Genomic DNA, 16,355 nt, shown 5'->3' with positions numbered 1-16,355 from the left:
AGGAATGGCGAAAATTCATCCAGGAGTTTAAGATTCAGGAATTCACGAACGTCATCGAAATCCATAAGGATGCGAAGACAGCCCAGACCGTTCACTATACGGATTACCTGAAAACATTTGATGCCCAGGCGACGCCAACCATTTACGTACTGGACAAAGACAAAAAAATTATTGCCCGGAAGATTCCCGCTGAGGAACTCGAAAACTACTTTGAGTTTATGCTGAATCAGCAGGCTAAGAAGAAATCCTAAACGAAAAGAGCAACTGTTGTACCAGTTGCTCTTTTTTTATTTCAGCGTTTTCAGATACGCGATTGTCTGGGGTACCTGAGTTTTAATGTTCGGACTTTCGTCTTCTATATAATAATGTTGAATGCTGGTTTTTTTCGCCGCTTTCATAATGGCTGGTAAGGGCAGTTGTCCCGTCCCAAGAGCCACGTCGTTTTCAACGGGCGTACCGCCGGATAAGTTACCCTTCACCCCTTTGCGTAAATCTTTCAGGTGCATGAGCTTGAAACGCTTGGGATACTTCTCTAACAACTGTACCGGATCCTGCCCGGGAAAATACGTCCAGAGAATATCCATTTCGAAGCTTACGTAATTAGGATCCGTTTTCTGGACGATGTAGTCAAACAGCGTACCTTTCTCGTACGGTTCAAACTCAAACCCGTGGTTGTGGTAGCAGAACGTCAGTCCGTGTTCTTCTTTCAGGATTTTGCCCACTCGGTTAAAATTGGCTACGGTTTCTTCCGCCATGGCTAGCGTAAACGGTCCTTCGTGCGGAATCCAGGCGACGCGTACGTATTTCGCTCCCAGCGTCTTGGCATTTTGGGCTACTTCCGCCGTTTTGTTGAGGAAATCGGGGTACCCTACCCCAAACGATGAGCACTGCATGCCCCGATCGTCCAGTAGTTTCCGAATATCCTGAGCCGTACGGCCAAACAGATTGGAAAATTCCATATCCGTAACACCCAATGCTTTGATGGTATCCAGCGTAGCGGCTACGTCTCGCTGGAAACTGTGACGATAGGTGTAGGAAACCATCCCGGGCTTTTGGGGCGTAGATGGTTTTTGAGCGAAGGCCGAAAAGGCCGTGAAGACTAGTAGCGGAATGAGTTTTCGAATCATGGTCTAGAGATACAAAGAACGGTTCGGGAATAAAGACGATGGAACGGACACGTGTCCCTTGCTAACGCATTTTAGAGCGTTTCACTAAATACGCCGAAAGAATCGGATCGAAGCCCTGCGAGATGTCTGCTTCAATAAAATCAATCTTGTACTGATTGCATTTCATCCGCAGATCGTAATAGAATTTCTGGATAGCACTTCGGTAATAGTCCCGTACCTGCCCCGGCTGTACCCGTACCCGCTCGCCCGTCTCGAGGTCAATAAATTCGTACGGCCGTTCTTCAAAGGCAAATTCTTCTTCCGTCTGGCGATCGCTAACGTGAAAGAGCAATACCTCGTGCCGGTTGTGCTTCAAGTGTTGCAGGGCCGAAAAGAGCTTATCCGAATTTTCAATGTCATCGAACATATCACTGAAAATAACGACCAGCGAGCGGCGATGCACCTGTTCGGCAATCTGGTGAATGACCTCCGCCACGGATGATTTCCGGTTGGGTTTGGGCTGTTGAAGTAGTTGTTGTAATTGTAGGAAAATCTTGTGAATGTGTGAGGCCGTCGACCGGGTTGGCAGTTGCACTTCTACGCCCTCCGAAAAAGTGGTTAAGGAAACGGCATCCCGCTGCTTTTGGAGCAGGTATGCCAGTGCTGCCGCCGCCAGAATACTGAAGGTAATTTTCCCATTCGTCTTTTCGGGATAATACATGGACGAAGACGTATCGAGCAGCAGATGGCAGCGGAGGTTGGTTTCTTCTTCGTATTGTTTAGTATACAGACGGTCGGTTTTGCCGTATACTTTCCAGTCCACATGCCGAGTACTTTCACCGGTATTGTACAGGCGATGTTCAGCAAATTCCACCGAGAAGCCGTGAAAAGGCGATTTGTGTAAACCCGTAATGAAGCCTTCCACCATTTGTCGGGCCAGAAATTCAATGTTTCCGTATTCTCGGGCTTTGGTAAGATCCAGGGCCATGCGGTACGAGTGGTTCAGGTTTAGGAGGGTTGCAATCAGATCCGGCAAGCTATTTTTACTTAGAGTGGGATAGCTTTCATTTCCTAAGTGATTTTCAACTTATGCAATAACCATTCATTACAACCTTAAATGAATAACGCAAAAAGCGAGTAATGTTTAGGGAGAGCAGTTAAAAAACTTTTAAGTATAGGCAAAAAAAGAACCGCAACCTCCGGAAAGCTTTTAGAGACTGAACCAGTTATCTCTATCCACTGAACGAAGCTTGCGGTTAAGAAAAGCTGCCGCTGAAACATGTAATGGTACACTCTTTGTTGTACCTCCCTAAAATCTACTCTAGTGCTGCCATGTCCGCCCTGGCGGTAATCGTGGCGTTATCTTCGAGAAGATATTTGTTGGGTCGGAGTAAAACGATACCGTTTGTACCCACTACCCTAAGGTTTACTTGTGCGACGCCGGCTTGAGTCATACCCAATTTTTTTGCGGCATCAAAGGAAAGATCAATATCTCGATTCTTTCCAAATGGCCCACGATCAATTACTCTGACGATGGTTTTACGGCCATTTTTGAGATTAGTCACTTCCACCATCGAACCAAATGGTAAGGTTTTGTGTGCACACGTACCATTTTTTAAACGTTCGCCGCTGGCGGTGATTCTACCAAAGTACTGTTTACCGTAGTAAGTAGCCCGACCCCGATATTCTTTCCCCAGTGGTTTTTTGACTGGAGGGTATTTCTTGTAATACACCGAATAATGAGCCTGAGCGATACAGGGCAATATACTTAAGTTCAGTAACATTGCTGTTACCGCTCTACGTGTCCATATATTCATAGGCAGTTCGTTTTGTGGTTCAAAGAACTAACGTTATGCTTCAGCAGCGGCGGGAGCACTTTGGGCGAATTGCCTTGAACTGAGTAGAGTTCAGCTACAAACGTACGACAAATTTCTGAGACTGGTAGTATTTTCCACGTTTTAGGCAAGAGATTGTTCAGAAAGTTATATAAATTCCACAGGTTGAAAATTGACATCCACTTATTTTTTATTATATTGGGCGGTACAAAAAAGCACTAAATCTTCTGCCGATTTAATAACGGGTAGAAGAATAAACTGAAACCTGTTCAAAAGGTTTTTGATCGTTCTTTTTAACCTTCCGACTAAAAAAGCTGACCTTTCTTACGGCCAGCGTCTAACCATAGATTATACGGTTTGTAGAAATACCTACCTTATTTTCTACGATTTTTTTGCGACCAAACGCTTTCTTTCTATTTTTACCAGCGACTCAAACCATAAACTTCCAAAATTGTGGCTGAAAAAGAACGAGAAGAACTCTACTCGAAACGTGTAAAGGCTGGGAAGCGGACTTACTTCTTCGACGTGAAATCCACCCGTGCCAACGATTACTACATTACCATTACTGAAAGTCGTCGTTACCCCCAGGGAGATGGATTTGCGTATGAAAAACACAAGATGTTCCTGTACAAGGAAGATTTTGACAAGTTTGTAGACGCTCTCAAAAACGCCGTAGATCACGTCAAGACGGAGTTGATGCCGGAATTCGATTTCACGCAGTTTGCTGCCCGTGAAGAAGACGACGAGTACCGCAGCGACCTGAAATGGGATTAACCACAATCTGTTTGCTATGATTAACTGATACCCCTAACAGTTTTATCTGATTGTGAAGAACTTAAGAAAGCCTTTGCTGTGGCGAAGGCTTTTTTCGTTTATATAGTCGTACCTTTGTGAAATAGAAGGTTTAGAAACGCCGAATTAACGGTGTAACGAACTTCTTACGCGTGTATCATCACTGAGTTTAAATCAATATATTTCGTTACCCATGGGTTTGCAATGTGGAATCGTGGGCTTGCCGAACGTCGGAAAGTCTACGTTATTTAGTGCGATATCGAGTGCCAAGGCCGAAGCGGCCAATTATCCGTTCTGTACCATCGAACCCAACGTAGGCGTAGTAGAGGTACCCGACGAACGCCTCCGTACGCTCGAACAACTGGTCAATCCGCAGAAAGTAATTCCTACAATCATTGAATTCGTGGATATTGCTGGGTTGGTAAAAGGAGCCAGTCAGGGAGCCGGTTTGGGTAATAAATTCCTGGCTAACATCCGCGAAGTAGACGCCATCATTCACGTGGTTCGCTGCTTCGAAGACGATAATATTGTCCACGTCGAAGGACGGGTTAATCCGGTATCGGACAAGGAAATCATCGATTACGAATTGCAGTTGAAAGATCTCGAAGCCGTAGACCGAAAACTGCAACGTATCGAGAAAGCTGCCCGTGCCAGCGGTGACGCGAAGGCAAAAGCGGAAGTTGAAGTTCTGTATCGCTTTAAGAAAACGCTGGAGCAGGGTAAATCAGCCCGTACGGTTGAGGTATCGGAAGAAGAGAAATCAGCCGTGGCCGATCTGCACCTGCTGACGATCAAGCCCGTCATCTACGTAGCTAACGTGGATGAAGCTAGCCTGAGTCAGGGGACGAACGAGTGGGTTGAACAACTGAAAACGGCCATAGCCGAAGAGAACGCTCAGGTAATTGTGATCTGTGCGGCCATCGAAGCTCAGATTGCCGAAATCGAAGATCTGGACGAACGTCAGATGTTTTTGGAAGAATACGGCCTGAAAGAATCCGGATTAAGCCAGCTTATTCAGGCATCTTACGCCCTGCTAAATCTGATCACCTACTTTACGGCGGGTGTGAAGGAAGTACGGGCCTGGACGATCCAGCGGGGCTGGAAAGCTCCACAGGCAGCCGGAGTTATTCACTCGGACTTTGAACGCGGTTTCATCCGGGCAGAAGTAATCAAACTGGCCGATTACGATCATTATAAGTCAGAAGCAGCGATTAAAGATGCCGGAAAAATGGCAGTCGAAGGAAAAGAATACGTAGTACAGGATGGGGACATTATGCACTTCCGTTTCAACGTATAGATTTTCACCGATCCATTACCTACAAAAAGGAGGGAGCTTCGTGAAGCTCCCTCCTTTTTGTAGGTACTAAGTTTTCCCTTAATTATGGATCACCTGATAGCCAATCAGCTGATCGGCTCGACTGCCGGGCGAGCGGTGGTAAACGAAGATTTCGTACGTGTTCTGTGTCATGGAATGCGTCCCTTCGATGGGTACTTCATTCGCTTTATTTCCATCGGGCACGGCATACATGTAATTGTAAACGCCTTGTTTCAACAAAATCGTAGCCTGATACGCCTGTGCCGAAGGTTCGTAATGCATCTGATTGTCTTTCGAGAGTTCGAAAAAATTAAAACCTCCCACTACGTACGGCACTTTTCCATCTTCCCGCTCGGATGAACGCAGAGTAAACGTGACGGGAAAATAGTCTGGATCACCAAAGTCATCCCGCGTGGAAATGGCAAATAATCCGTCGAGGTCATTTTGCTGTAAATACGACTTTCCGGCCTGCCCATCGTCCGGGAAGAGAAACGCCGCATTGAAATTGGGATTAAAATCCAGTCGAGCTATGTTGATGCCCTTTACCTGCCGGCTACGGATGTCAAATACCCGAAACTCATTGCTTCCCGGAAACAGATTTTCATTATTGAAGAAACGGTACTCCAGCGTACGGTCAAACTCCTGTACCATATATGGCTTCAACCCTACTACGGTACGATCCCAGCGGTAGTTCTGACGAATCACGATATACAAGTCCTGCTTTGGATTCAGAATGGGGTAATTCCCATACTTCAGGGCAAAATCAACCTGCTGATGCGTGTTGCGACGCGGAATATCCTGTGCAAAACTGACGCGTCCTCCAACGGTCACCTTTTGGTCGAAAGCCATAAATCGCCGCGTAAAGACCACATCGCTTTCCCGGCGGCCCTTGTATACAACTACTAAATAATTCCCACTCACTTTCACCCGAGGCAAATCCAGCCAGAAATGAACGTAACCCACTTTAGTACCTTGGGCTACTTTGACGTCGTAGATGGGGAACTCATTAAAGTCGGGTAGAAACTCAACGTCATTCAGGGCTGAAGGCTGCCAGTTGGCATTGCAATGCAAAATCTTGGCCCGAAACTGTGGTTGATCCTTGCCCAGCCAGTCAAATTCCAGCCGCATGGTTCCTCCCTGATTCAGGTCTAGTACGGGTGGTTGCAGCACGTCGTTACTCACTACGGCACCCGTAGCAAAGAGCAATGGCGTTTTGACGGAGGCATCGTAGATAAAATCTTCGTAACGGAGCGGTCCTTCCCGCCGACTATTTTCCAAGGCCTGAGCAATCAACTGATTTACCAGAAAAATAAGGCCGATTGCCAGTACAAATGAGGTTAGCACTTTCATAAAGGATTTTCGCTTCATAAGGGTATAAAAAACGCTGAGGACTCGCATTTTAGTGGATCAAAGTATCTCCGCTAAAACCCGAATCCTCAGCATTTCTTATAAATCTGTAGGATTATGCCAGCTTTTCCAAGGATTCTACTTCCATCATTGCCGACTCCCAGGCGTCGTTAGCTTGGGTTAGCTGCTGTTTCACCCGGTCGTATGCTTTCTGAACCTCATTGAACTTAACCGTATTTTGATAAATATCCGGATCAGCCAGTTGAGCTTCGGTATCCGCTTTTTGTTTCTCGAACTTACTCACCTGACCTTCCAGCTCTTCCACTTGCTGCTGTAGCTTTTTGAGTTTTTGCTGGGACTGTTTCCGCTCCGTATCCGATACCGTCGGTTGTGGTTTAGCCACCTTTACTTCGACTGGCTTTTCGGTACGGGCGGCACCCGATTCTTTGCGGATGGACTCGCGTTCCTGCTGCCAGAGTACGTACTCATCGTAAGTACCGGGGTATTCCTTGATCTGCTCGTCTTCGATGTACCAGATTTTATTGGCCACTTCCGACACAAAGTACCGGTCGTGCGAGACAATCACGTAGGTTCCTTCGTACTGTTGCAGAGCCTGGATCAGAATGTTCACCGAGATCATGTCCAAGTGGTTGGTCGGCTCATCCAGGAGTAAGAAGTTGGCTTCCGAAAGTAGCATCTTCGCTAAGGCTACCCGCGATTTTTCACCCCCTGACAGTACTTTAATTTTCTTGAATACGTCGTCGCTGGAGAATAGAAAACAACCCAGAATGCCCCGTAACTGAGCTTCCGTTTTGTCCGTACCCATTTCCCGTAATTCGTCGATGAGCGTATTCTCGATGTTCAACGCTTCCAGCTGGTGCTGAGCGTAGAAAGCGAAAGCCACGTTATGACCGATCTGCCGTTTTCCTTCAATGGATTCCGTACCGGCGATGATCCGCAGCAGCGTCGATTTTCCTTTACCGTTCGCCCCGATCAGAGCGACTTTATCGCCCCGACCCAGGTACGCGTCCGTATGAGTAAGAATACGTTTTTCACCGTACGCCTTCGAAACATCTTCGAGCTGGAAGATATTTTTCCCGGGCTGCGTAGCCAGCGTAAATTTGAAGTTCACCCGAGCGGTATCGTCGATGACCTCGTCCACAAAATCCAGTTTTTCCAGCGACTTCACGCGGCTTTGTACCTGACGAGCTTTACTGGCTTTGGCTTTAAAGCGTTCGATGAAGCGTTCAGTCTGGCGAATTTTAGCCTGCTGGTTTTCGTACGCTCCCCGCTGGATTTCGTTTCGCAGTGTTTTTTCTTCGATATAGAATGAATAGTTACCGGGGTAGTAATTGAGCTTCCCTCCCGATACCTCTACAATGATATTAACGCAATTGTCGAGGAAATAGCGGTCGTGCGAGACAATCATGACCGCTCCTTCGTAGTTACGGACGTAATTTTCCACCCACTCGATACTCGGTAAGTCCAAGTGGTTGGTGGGCTCATCTAACAGCAGTAAGCTGGGCTTTTGCAAGAGCAGTTTTGCCAGCATTACCCGCATCCGCCAGCCTCCGGAGAAGCGTTGGAGTGGCACCTGTAACTCTTCGGTTTTGAAGCCCAGACCTTCGAGGATTTCTTCAGCTTTGGCCTGAATGGTATACCCATCCAGAGCCTCGAACTCTTCCTGATACTTAGCCAGCTTATCGACGAGCTCATCCCGGTAATTGGTCTCCATTTCGTGGAGCACTTCGTCGATCTTTTTCTGTAGCACCATTTCCCGTTCGAAGGCCTGCATAGCTACGTTCAGAATCGACTCACTCGATTCGTAACTCAGCAAATCCTGATTAAGAAAACCAATCGAACAATCGCCGGATTTGGAAATCGTACCGCCGTCGGGCGTGTACTCACCTACAACGAGCCGCAAGAGCGTGGATTTACCCGTACCATTGGCCCCGATCAGTCCGATGCGATCTTTGGGTTTAATATGAAGAGAGGCTTCGTCGTATAACGCCCGACTGCCGAAGTAGAAACTTAAGTTATTGATGGAAAGCATAGAAATAAGAAAGATAGCGAAAATTCTGCTCCGCCACGAGTCCGATCCAAAAGTACGAACCTTCCGCCAGAAGTCAGCATTTTCCTTATGCTTCCTTCTGTATTTCGTCCCGAGCGAAAGCGTAATTTTTCATTCAAAGAGGTAAGTTATTCCTTGAATTAATTTTTCAGAAGAGGCATTAGGATTTCTGAAACTTACATCTTAGAATCGTACAAGAGAAGTCCACTGCATAAGTATAATTATCTACCTTCCGTATCCAGTCGCTACAATATAACTATTACAATAATTATCACATTCATTAAACATTGTATTATCCAAATAAAATATTTAATTTTTAACCATAGATAAAAGATTTTAGCAGTTCTATAAGAAAGTTATCCCTCATTATTCTAAAATTTATATCTGCATGCAAGCTCAGGCTTTGTTTGAATTTGTTTATACTTTTGTAAGAATTTCCAATTCTAATTCTTAACCATAATGAGAAGACTGTTACATCTATGTTTCCTGGTCGGAGCACTGTTGAGCGGCTATAGTACAATTGCCCAAGACAGAGTCGTGACGGGAAAAGTCACCTCTTCAGAAGACGGAACTCCTTTAGTTGGCGTAAGCGTTCAGGCCAAAGGAACCAGCCGCGGCGTCAACACCGACGCCACGGGTACTTATCGGCTTTCGGTGCCGGCTAATGCTACGTTAGTTTTCAGTTTTATTGGCATGATTACCCAAGAAATTGCCGTGGGTAACCAGACCCAGATTGATGTGCAGCTGGGCTCAAACAGCCGCGAACTTACCGAAGTCGTAGTAACGGGATTCGGTTCACAGATCAAGCGAGACGTGACGGGAAATATTGCCAAGGTTGACTCTAAGAAACTTGAAAATATTCCTAACCCCTCTTTTGAAGCGGCCCTGCAGGGAAATGCCGCCGGGGTGCAGATCACCCAGGGAAATGGTAAGTTAGGTCAGGGTATTTCGGTACGCGTTCGGGGTACTTCATCGATTTCTGCGTCAAGCCAGCCCTTGTACGTAGTAGATGGCGTTCCCATTAATACGCAGAACCTTTCCAATAATACGGCTCCTACCAACCCGATTGCCGATTTGAACCCGCAGGATATTGAGTCCTTAGAAATCCTCAAGGATGCTTCGGCTGGTGCTATTTACGGAGCTCGTGCCGCGAATGGCGTGGTACTGATCACGACCAAACGCGGTAAAGCCGGGAAAACGAACGTCAACGTCGGTTTCCAGTACGGCTCCAGTAAGCCCACCCGCCTCCGTGACTACATGACCGCGGAGCAATGGTTGTCTTATTTTAGAGTAGCTGCAGCGAATACCAACTCAACTAATTCGCTCAATACCATTATTAATCGTTCAGCCGCTGGTACGACTCCTGGGGCAGCTACGTATGACTGGCAAAAAGCGGCTTTTCAGGATGCTCCTTTCAGTCAGACGGATTTGAACATTTCTGGCGGTAATGAAAAGACGAAATTCTACATCTCGGGTCAGTATCTGGATCAGAAAGGGATTCTAATCAAAAACTCGCTGGAACGTTTTAGCGGCCGGCTTAACCTGGATCATAAGGCCAACAACTGGCTTTCGATCGGAATGAATATGAGTTTGGCCCGGACCCTGCAGAATCGCGTTTCTAACGACAATGCCTTCTCGACGCCCATGCAGGCCGTAGCTATTCCGCCCATCACTCCGTTGATTGATCCCCGGACTGGTTTGACTTCTGGTACACCTCCAGGAACTTCGGCGAACTTCCCTATCTACTATAACCCGTTCATTTCCGCTAAATATTCGGATTACAAGACGTTAGTTTTCCGTAATATCAGCAACGTATATGGCCAGGTAGACTTTACCAAATGGCTTAGCTTCCGCTCTGAATTAGGGGTCGATCTGTTGAATCAGAACGAAAACACCTATTACGGTACGCAGACGGTTCGTAACATATCAGGTGCGGTCAATGGCTTGGGTGAAAGTCGTTACTCACAGGTAATGAACTATAACACCAATAACTACTTTAGTTTCAATAAGGCAATTGGTGATCTTCATTCTATCACGGCTACGCTTGGTATGTCTTATCAGGAAACCCGGATCGACGAAAACTTTGTGGAAGGACAGCAATTTCCCTCGGATGCTTATCGGTTCATCGCTTCAGCCGCCGACATCACAGGAGGCTCCTCCACACGTAGCCGGTTCTCGTTTCTATCTTATTTCCTGCGGGCCAACTACAAGTTTGCTGACAAATACTTAGTAGGCTTAAGCGGCCGGGTAGACGGATCAAGCCGGTTTGGTAACGATTCCAAATATGGTTTCTTCCCTGCTATTTCCGGTGGATGGATTCTCAGCGAAGAAAAATTCTTACAGGAGTCTAAAGCCTTGAGTTTCTTAAAATTAAGAGCCAGTTATGGATTAACGGGTAATGCCGAAATTACTAACTTCCCCGCCTTAGGTCTCTGGTCTTCTTCGGGTTATGCTGGCGTAGCTGGTCAGTCGCCCAGTCAATTGCGAAACCAGGATTTGAAATGGGAAACCACTACTCAAACGGATATTGGCCTGGATTACGGAATCTTAAATAACCGAATCAATGGAGAAATCGACTACTACGTTAAAAACACGAATGACTTATTACTCTCGGTAAACGTTCCGGGTACAGCTGGATTTTCGACTCAGGTAAGAAACATCGGAAAGATGCAAAACAAAGGCTTTGAATTTACTTTGAATAGCCAAAACCTGATCGGAGCATTTAAGTGGACGACCAGTCTGAATATTTCAAACAACAAAAACCGGGTCGTAGAAATCGATAAGAGCCCTTCCGGAGAACCTGTCCCCATTACGGGTGGTTTTGATCAGGTCAACCGAGCGTATCCTGGTCAGCCCTTAGGTGCTTTCTATATGATTGAATACGCGGGTGTAGATAAAGCGAATGGAGATGCCCTCTACTACCGAAATGATACGGAAGGCGACCGTACCACAACCAATGATCCGAACGAAGCTCAACGGGTATTTGTTGGAAGCCCTCTTCCTACTTGGTTTGGAGGTATTACGAACACCTTCTCGTACGCTGGTTTCGACCTAAGTATCCTGTTCAATGGTCAGTTTGGTAATAAAGTGTATATGGCAGGCGGTAAGTTTGAAAGAGCTTCTGGTGATTACTTCGATAATCATTTAGCTTCTGAACTAGATTACTGGACTCCAGAAAACCCCAATGCTTCTACGCCTCAACCCCGGTTATTTGGAGCGAATGGTACCGCTGTATCCAGTCGCTATTTGTCGAATGCATCTTACGTGCGTTTACGTAACGTCTCTGTAGGATACACCATTCCCAAAACTGTGCTGAACCGTTTAAAGGTGGATCGACTCCGCGTGTACTTCCTGGCCCAAAACCTACTGACCTTTACTAAATACACGGGTTGGGATCCTGAAGTTAGCACCGATGCTGTTTCAGGAAATATTGCAGCAGGACAGGATTTCTATTCTGCACCACAAGCCAAGACGCTTACGGTTGGTCTACAAATTGGATTCTAATGCTGTTGAAGGAATATTTAACATTCAATTCAATGAAAAAAACACGTTTCAGCTATATACTTCTCGCGGCGATTACTCTAACGGTATCCTCGTGCGGAGATAAATTAAATATTGCTCCTACCCAATCAATTGATCAGGACGTAGCTCTGACGACCTCAAAGGACGTGGAAGCCGCTTTGATTGGTGCGTATGATGCTTTAGGCGAATACTATGTGTGGGGAGGACAGCTTCAAATGTCATCTGACCTGCTGGCCGCTACGAACGAGCTAAAGTGGCTTGGTACATTTGTAGACCCCGGTCAGTTTTATGATAAGAAAATTCTTACCAATAATTTGTATGGGTCTAACATCTGGCTAAATTCATACGAAACCATTAACATCTGTAACAACGTTTTAGCGAACATTGATAAGGTTGATGCAGCGAAAAAGAACCGGATTCAGGGGGAAGCTTTGTTTATTCGGGGCAGTGTCTACTTTGAGTTGGTTCGTCTGTTTGCTAAAACTTGGGGGGATGGCGATAACACTGTCAATCCAGGTGTGCCACTGGTGCTCACCCCTACCACTGAGATCAACAACGGTTCCTACGTAAGCCGGAATAGTGTAGCACAAGTGTATGCAAAGGTTCTTGAAGATTTACTAGCTGCCGAATCGCTATTACCAGATGCAGCTTCGACCAGCACTTCTGGTAAAATGACTGGTCAAGCAACGAAATGGGCCGCTGCTAGTATCTTGTCTCGCGTGTATTTGATGCAGCAGAATTATGCGGCTGCACGTGACGCGGCTAACCGCGTTATTCAGAGCAACAAATACGCTCTGAACCAGAATTATGCGGCTTCATTTAACCTGGTAAATATGAACTCTGCCGAGAACATTTTTTCCACGCAAGTGACTTCTCAGGATGGCGACAATTCACTCCGGACTTTCTATTCGATTGATTCCAGAGGAGATATCTACATAACGGCCAATCATATTAATGAATACGAACAAGGAGATGAACGGGCGGATTTATTTTATCAGGATGGAGACGACTTCTTTACGGAGAAGTTCAGTACTATCTACTCGAACGTTCCCGTTATTCGTTTAGCTGAAATGTATCTGACGCGGGCTGAAGCTAACTTCCGACTCAATACAAGTGTTGGAGCAACGCCTGTAGCGGATGTTAATTTGATTCGTAATCGGGTAAACTTGCCAAGCCTTACTTCCACTAGTCTTACGCTTAGTGCTATTTTAAAAGAGCGTAAATTAGAATTGATGTTTGAAGGTCATCTCTTACACGATCTGAAGCGTACTCGTCGTTCAGTTGGGGCAATCTCCTTTAATGCCAATAATCTGGTATACCCGATTCCGCAACGCGAAACGGATGTAAACAGCCAGCTGGTACAAAACCCTGGGTATAATTAATTAGTAAAAGTCTTAAGTAACGAAGAAGCCCCGAAGCAATACTGCTTCGGGGCTTCTTCGTTAAAAACACAATTGTTATCTCAGTTTTTCCAGGTCCGGAGCCATCTGATGCGTGTATTCGTAGCCTACGCGAAAAACATCTCTGGATTTCTTGGTATCAAACACGTTGAAATTCTGTAAGAGCGGCGGCTCGATGAATACGTCAAAACGCTTGGACTTGAAATGACTAGCTTTCGCCATGGCCAGGTACAAACTTCGCATGGCCACGGCTTTCATAGAGGTAATTGGACTTTACAGATCACCAATCTGATTACAGTGGCAACCAATCAGTATGTCGCAGTGAGCTTCGAGCGGCTCGTAAGGCATTTGATTCAGTACTCCGCCGTCAATGAGTTGCTGCTGATTAATCCATACGGGTTCGAAAATACCCGGCAAACAGCAGGAGGCCAGAATGGGTTTGAGCAAAGGGCCAGAATTGAAAAATACTTCATTACCCGTCGTCAGATCCGTGGCATTGACGCTAAGCGGCAGGGCCAGCTCTTCGAACGTATGGGGTAGATGCTTTTGCATGAGATCCTCTACCCGATCGAGCTTCAGAAAACCCATCCGACTAAACGCCAATTTTAGGTAACTTTTATAATTACTGCGTTCAATTAAATCGTAGGCGGCTTCGGCTTCCAGTTTGCTGGCCGCAAACGCTCCCACGATAGCTCCTGCACTAACCCCCGAGATATAATCCGGTGAAATGCCCATTTCCTGAAGAGCTTTCAAAATCCCTAAATGAGCAAATCCGCGTACGGCTCCTCCGGAGAATACTATTCCAATCTTCATGGTTTGTTCGTTGATTAATGCACGCGTAGGTATTTGTTAACGATCGTTTCGCTTAAACAAAGGTATACTTAAGCCAGCGTATACATCCATCCCTTTAGGAGCTAATCGCCGACTGTTGCTTACTAAACCAATCAGGTTGTCCGTACCCGCAAAAACGGGTCCTAATCGTACGGACAAGCCCGGTGAAAAAGTCTGAAAAATCCAGGTGAGGGGTACGGCTACTTCCAGACCCGACTCGGTTTCAATACGCGGCACTACTGAAAAAACCGTAGGCTGGCGAGCCGATAATACGTTCACATTTCGCAAATCCTTGATGTACGAAACCGTCACGTACAGGGACGAATTCAACCGTAAATCAGCATTCGTATTCAGCGACATGGGTAATCCCGAAGTAAAACTAGTTTTGGCCTCATTCGGTTGCAGCTCCATTTTACTTTCGATGAGGCGTACTAGTTCATCACTCCCTTTAATATTCGCAAAATCCTCTTCCTGAATGGTCCGGTTCGTGCGTAAAATGGTATAGCCTTTGATCTTGGAGCGATCCTCGTAGCGGATTGACCCTACATCCATCAGAGCAGCGGACAGCCGCAGACGGTAGGGTTCTTCGTCATAATCCGGATTGAATTCATACACCATTCCTACATCAAATCCCCAGCCAGAACCTGGCATTTTACTCCCTAAAAACTTGCGTAGTCCTACCCCATCTTTGATGGACTCTTGAGTAGTATAGCCGAAATCCGCGTCCATCCGATCCATTACGAAAAGTCCTTTACCGGGTCGCTCAGGATCTTCAATAACGCGGTAGGTCAATTCCCGATTTCGGATGTGAGCCGAGTAAAACCCAACCAGTTTTTTCACGGTAACCCCTCCTTTCAACCGATGGGGCCCTTCTTCAATAAGGTTAGCGGCGTAGGTGAAAGCCAATTCTCCGTAGATATTCCCATTCAATGAAAACTTATTATCTACGTTCGTAATATTCCAGAGGGTGGCGAAATCGAAACCCTGCCGAACGAGCGAAAGAAAGTTTTCCGAAACACCAAAAGCCTGAATGGACGCTCTTGCCCGGCTGGTGATCGCAATACTATGGTTACGTCCCAGCCCAATCAATACGCCCGGACCGCGTACTTCGGCCCAGCCCGTACCATCCTTGGGTTTACCGTTCAGATTCTCCCGAAAGTACTCCGGCTCAAGGGCAGGGCTTCCGTCTGAATTCCGATACGCGTTAGGAATACCGCCAAATACGAGACGGTTTAATTTGTAGGGGCCAACCCAGTCCGCATAATTGTTGGAAATATTGGCTCCTCCCGAGAAAAGATTAACGTGCAATTTGTAAGGTGAACCCGCGATTAAGGCCGGATTCGTGTACACCTTATTCGTACCGGCGGCATTACTATGGGCAACTCCATTGAAATTCTGGGCCTGGACTCCCAACGAAACGCTCAGGGCCAGGATCGACAGAAAGTTTTTCATCATCGTATGTAGTGTGAAGGTTCGAATACTTCTAACGTAGGATTTATTCCTTTGCATATACGCCTTTTCAGCCAAAACTGTTTTTATTAATTCGGTCGGTTGGGCAAAAAAAAACTTCCGTAGGTAGTCCTACGGAAGTTTTTACAGCAAATGGTATTGCTTATTTGGTCGGCTTCGCGAACAGTTTCTCGTCAATCGGACCGTTCACCGTAATCTTATTGGTAATGATCGTCATATCGCCGCCCATCGGAGATGCCGTTTCCATGGTATGGGGAAACTTAACGCCTGACACTTCTTTGTAATCAGAGAAATTCATCTCCTGCTTTACTTCCTGACCTTGCATGCTCAGTTGAGCGATTTGCTTTGCCAGCAGGTACGTATTGGCATCCAGGAAATAATCAACAGCCGTACCATCTTTCGTCGTGATTTTCAGGTGATACGCGTCTTTTTTATCCATTTTTTCTTTGCCTACCAGTTCTACCTTCGTGCCTTTTTCCTTGTAGTTAAAAAGTGGTCCTCCGGGATCAAGCTGACTAGTTGAGCTTTTAATTTGTTCGGCGGGCAGATCTTCTGGTTCACCCGTACCGCCCATCATGGCAGGGCGGATGGTCCAGCCTTTGTCACCGTCCACTGCTGTAATCATTTCATTACCCATCACTGAGATTTCCATCCGCATGCCACGAC

Annotated in this window: 13 protein-coding genes and 1 pseudogene; 5 read left to right on the top strand and 9 right to left on the bottom strand. The window is 46.3% G+C overall.

From position 1 onward, the window contains the following. Positions 1 to 251, top strand: a pseudogene (locus tag ACOJTG_RS15935) (hypothetical protein); the annotation flags it as partial. Positions 252 to 287: 36 nt separating this feature from the next. Here ACOJTG_RS15935 and ACOJTG_RS15930 read toward each other — a convergent pair. From ACOJTG_RS15930 to ACOJTG_RS15920, 3 genes are all read right to left on the bottom strand, one after another. Then, entirely contained in the window at positions 288 to 1,127 is an 840-nt protein-coding gene (locus tag ACOJTG_RS15930; protein WP_420154733.1) for a sugar phosphate isomerase/epimerase family protein, read from the bottom strand. A gap of 61 nt (positions 1,128 to 1,188) precedes the next feature. Beyond that, the gene (locus ACOJTG_RS15925) at positions 1,189 to 2,094 is read right to left on the bottom strand and encodes a DUF58 domain-containing protein (RefSeq protein WP_420154732.1); all 906 of its coding nucleotides are present in this window, start codon (positions 2,092 to 2,094) and stop codon (positions 1,189 to 1,191) included. A 328-nt stretch (positions 2,095 to 2,422) separates the two neighbouring features. Further along, positions 2,423 to 2,923, bottom strand: a complete 501-nt coding sequence (locus ACOJTG_RS15920) for a septal ring lytic transglycosylase RlpA family protein (RefSeq protein WP_094808669.1) — start codon at positions 2,921 to 2,923, stop codon at positions 2,423 to 2,425. A gap of 471 nt (positions 2,924 to 3,394) precedes the next feature. Between ACOJTG_RS15920 and ACOJTG_RS15915 the strand changes: the two genes are divergently transcribed. Together ACOJTG_RS15915 and ychF are read left to right on the top strand one after the other, a co-directional pair. Then, on the top strand, positions 3,395 to 3,715 hold the full coding sequence (locus ACOJTG_RS15915) for a DUF3276 family protein (protein WP_094808668.1): 321 nt from the start codon (positions 3,395 to 3,397) through the stop codon (positions 3,713 to 3,715). A gap of 211 nt (positions 3,716 to 3,926) precedes the next feature. Further along, positions 3,927 to 5,030, top strand: coding sequence for a redox-regulated ATPase YchF (gene ychF, locus ACOJTG_RS15910; protein WP_420154731.1), 1,104 nt, complete (start codon positions 3,927 to 3,929; stop codon positions 5,028 to 5,030). Positions 5,031 to 5,108: 78 nt separating this feature from the next. Here ychF and ACOJTG_RS15905 read toward each other — a convergent pair whose 3' ends face one another. Beyond that, positions 5,109 to 6,416, bottom strand: a complete 1,308-nt coding sequence (locus tag ACOJTG_RS15905; protein ID WP_420154730.1) for a DUF5103 domain-containing protein — start codon at positions 6,414 to 6,416, stop codon at positions 5,109 to 5,111. A 94-nt stretch (positions 6,417 to 6,510) separates the two neighbouring features. Further along, positions 6,511 to 8,448 carry an ABC-F family ATP-binding cassette domain-containing protein gene (locus tag ACOJTG_RS15900; RefSeq protein ID WP_420154729.1) on the bottom strand — a complete coding sequence of 646 codons (1,938 nt, stop codon included), beginning with the start codon at positions 8,446 to 8,448 and terminating at the stop codon, positions 6,511 to 6,513. Positions 8,449 to 8,925: 477 nt separating this feature from the next. Between ACOJTG_RS15900 and ACOJTG_RS15895 the strand changes: the two genes are divergently transcribed. Both ACOJTG_RS15895 and ACOJTG_RS15890 read left to right on the top strand, forming a co-directional pair. Beyond that, a complete protein-coding gene (locus tag ACOJTG_RS15895; RefSeq protein ID WP_420154728.1) occupies positions 8,926 to 11,970 on the top strand; it encodes a SusC/RagA family TonB-linked outer membrane protein in 3,045 nt (1,014 codons plus the stop codon). Between the two features lie 32 nt (positions 11,971 to 12,002). Next, positions 12,003 to 13,370: a RagB/SusD family nutrient uptake outer membrane protein gene (locus ACOJTG_RS15890; RefSeq protein ID WP_420154727.1), complete on the top strand. Its 1,368-nt coding sequence runs from the start codon at positions 12,003 to 12,005 to the stop codon at positions 13,368 to 13,370. A 75-nt stretch (positions 13,371 to 13,445) separates the two neighbouring features. Here the strand turns inward: ACOJTG_RS15890 and ACOJTG_RS15885 are convergent, their stop codons facing one another. The 4 genes from ACOJTG_RS15885 to ACOJTG_RS15870 all read right to left on the bottom strand — a co-directional run. Beyond that, positions 13,446 to 13,646, bottom strand: a complete 201-nt coding sequence (locus tag ACOJTG_RS15885) for a hypothetical protein (RefSeq protein WP_420154726.1) — start codon at positions 13,644 to 13,646, stop codon at positions 13,446 to 13,448. Between the two features lie 15 nt (positions 13,647 to 13,661). Further along, a complete protein-coding gene (locus ACOJTG_RS15880; RefSeq protein WP_420154725.1) occupies positions 13,662 to 14,201 on the bottom strand; it encodes a patatin-like phospholipase family protein in 540 nt (179 codons plus the stop codon). Positions 14,202 to 14,237: 36 nt separating this feature from the next. After that, entirely contained in the window at positions 14,238 to 15,674 is a 1,437-nt protein-coding gene (locus ACOJTG_RS15875) for a DUF5723 family protein (RefSeq protein WP_420154724.1), read from the bottom strand. Between the two features lie 157 nt (positions 15,675 to 15,831). Further along, positions 15,832 to 16,355: outer membrane lipoprotein-sorting protein (locus tag ACOJTG_RS15870; RefSeq protein WP_420154723.1), on the bottom strand; the 524-nt coding region annotated here is incomplete at its 5' end.

The sequence above is a fragment of the Siphonobacter sp. genome (assembly GCF_048595215.1).
Classification (GTDB): domain Bacteria; phylum Bacteroidota; class Bacteroidia; order Cytophagales; family Spirosomataceae; genus Siphonobacter.
The sequence above is the reverse complement of the archived record's forward strand: the minus strand, read 5'-3'. Positions and strand labels throughout refer to the sequence as shown.

Excerpts from the sequence above, each read along its gene's own strand:
- ACOJTG_RS15930 (WP_420154733.1), bottom strand. The coding sequence starts at position 1,127 with ATGATTCGAAAACTCATTCCGCTACTAGTCTTCACGGCCTTTTCGGCC.
- ACOJTG_RS15925 (WP_420154732.1), bottom strand. The coding sequence starts at position 2,094 with ATGGCCCTGGATCTTACCAAAGCCCGAGAATACGGAAACATTGAATTT.
- ACOJTG_RS15920 (WP_094808669.1), bottom strand. The coding sequence starts at position 2,923 with ATGAATATATGGACACGTAGAGCGGTAACAGCAATGTTACTGAACTTA.
- ychF (WP_420154731.1), top strand. The coding sequence starts at position 3,927 with ATGGGTTTGCAATGTGGAATCGTGGGCTTGCCGAACGTCGGAAAGTCT.
- ACOJTG_RS15905 (WP_420154730.1), bottom strand. The coding sequence starts at position 6,416 with ATGAAGCGAAAATCCTTTATGAAAGTGCTAACCTCATTTGTACTGGCA.
- ACOJTG_RS15900 (WP_420154729.1), bottom strand. The coding sequence starts at position 8,448 with ATGCTTTCCATCAATAACTTAAGTTTCTACTTCGGCAGTCGGGCGTTA.
- ACOJTG_RS15895 (WP_420154728.1), top strand. The coding sequence starts at position 8,926 with ATGAGAAGACTGTTACATCTATGTTTCCTGGTCGGAGCACTGTTGAGC.
- ACOJTG_RS15890 (WP_420154727.1), top strand. The coding sequence starts at position 12,003 with ATGAAAAAAACACGTTTCAGCTATATACTTCTCGCGGCGATTACTCTA.
- ACOJTG_RS15885 (WP_420154726.1), bottom strand. The coding sequence starts at position 13,646 with ATGAAAGCCGTGGCCATGCGAAGTTTGTACCTGGCCATGGCGAAAGCT.
- ACOJTG_RS15880 (WP_420154725.1), bottom strand. The coding sequence starts at position 14,201 with ATGAAGATTGGAATAGTATTCTCCGGAGGAGCCGTACGCGGATTTGCT.
- ACOJTG_RS15875 (WP_420154724.1), bottom strand. The coding sequence starts at position 15,674 with ATGATGAAAAACTTTCTGTCGATCCTGGCCCTGAGCGTTTCGTTGGGA.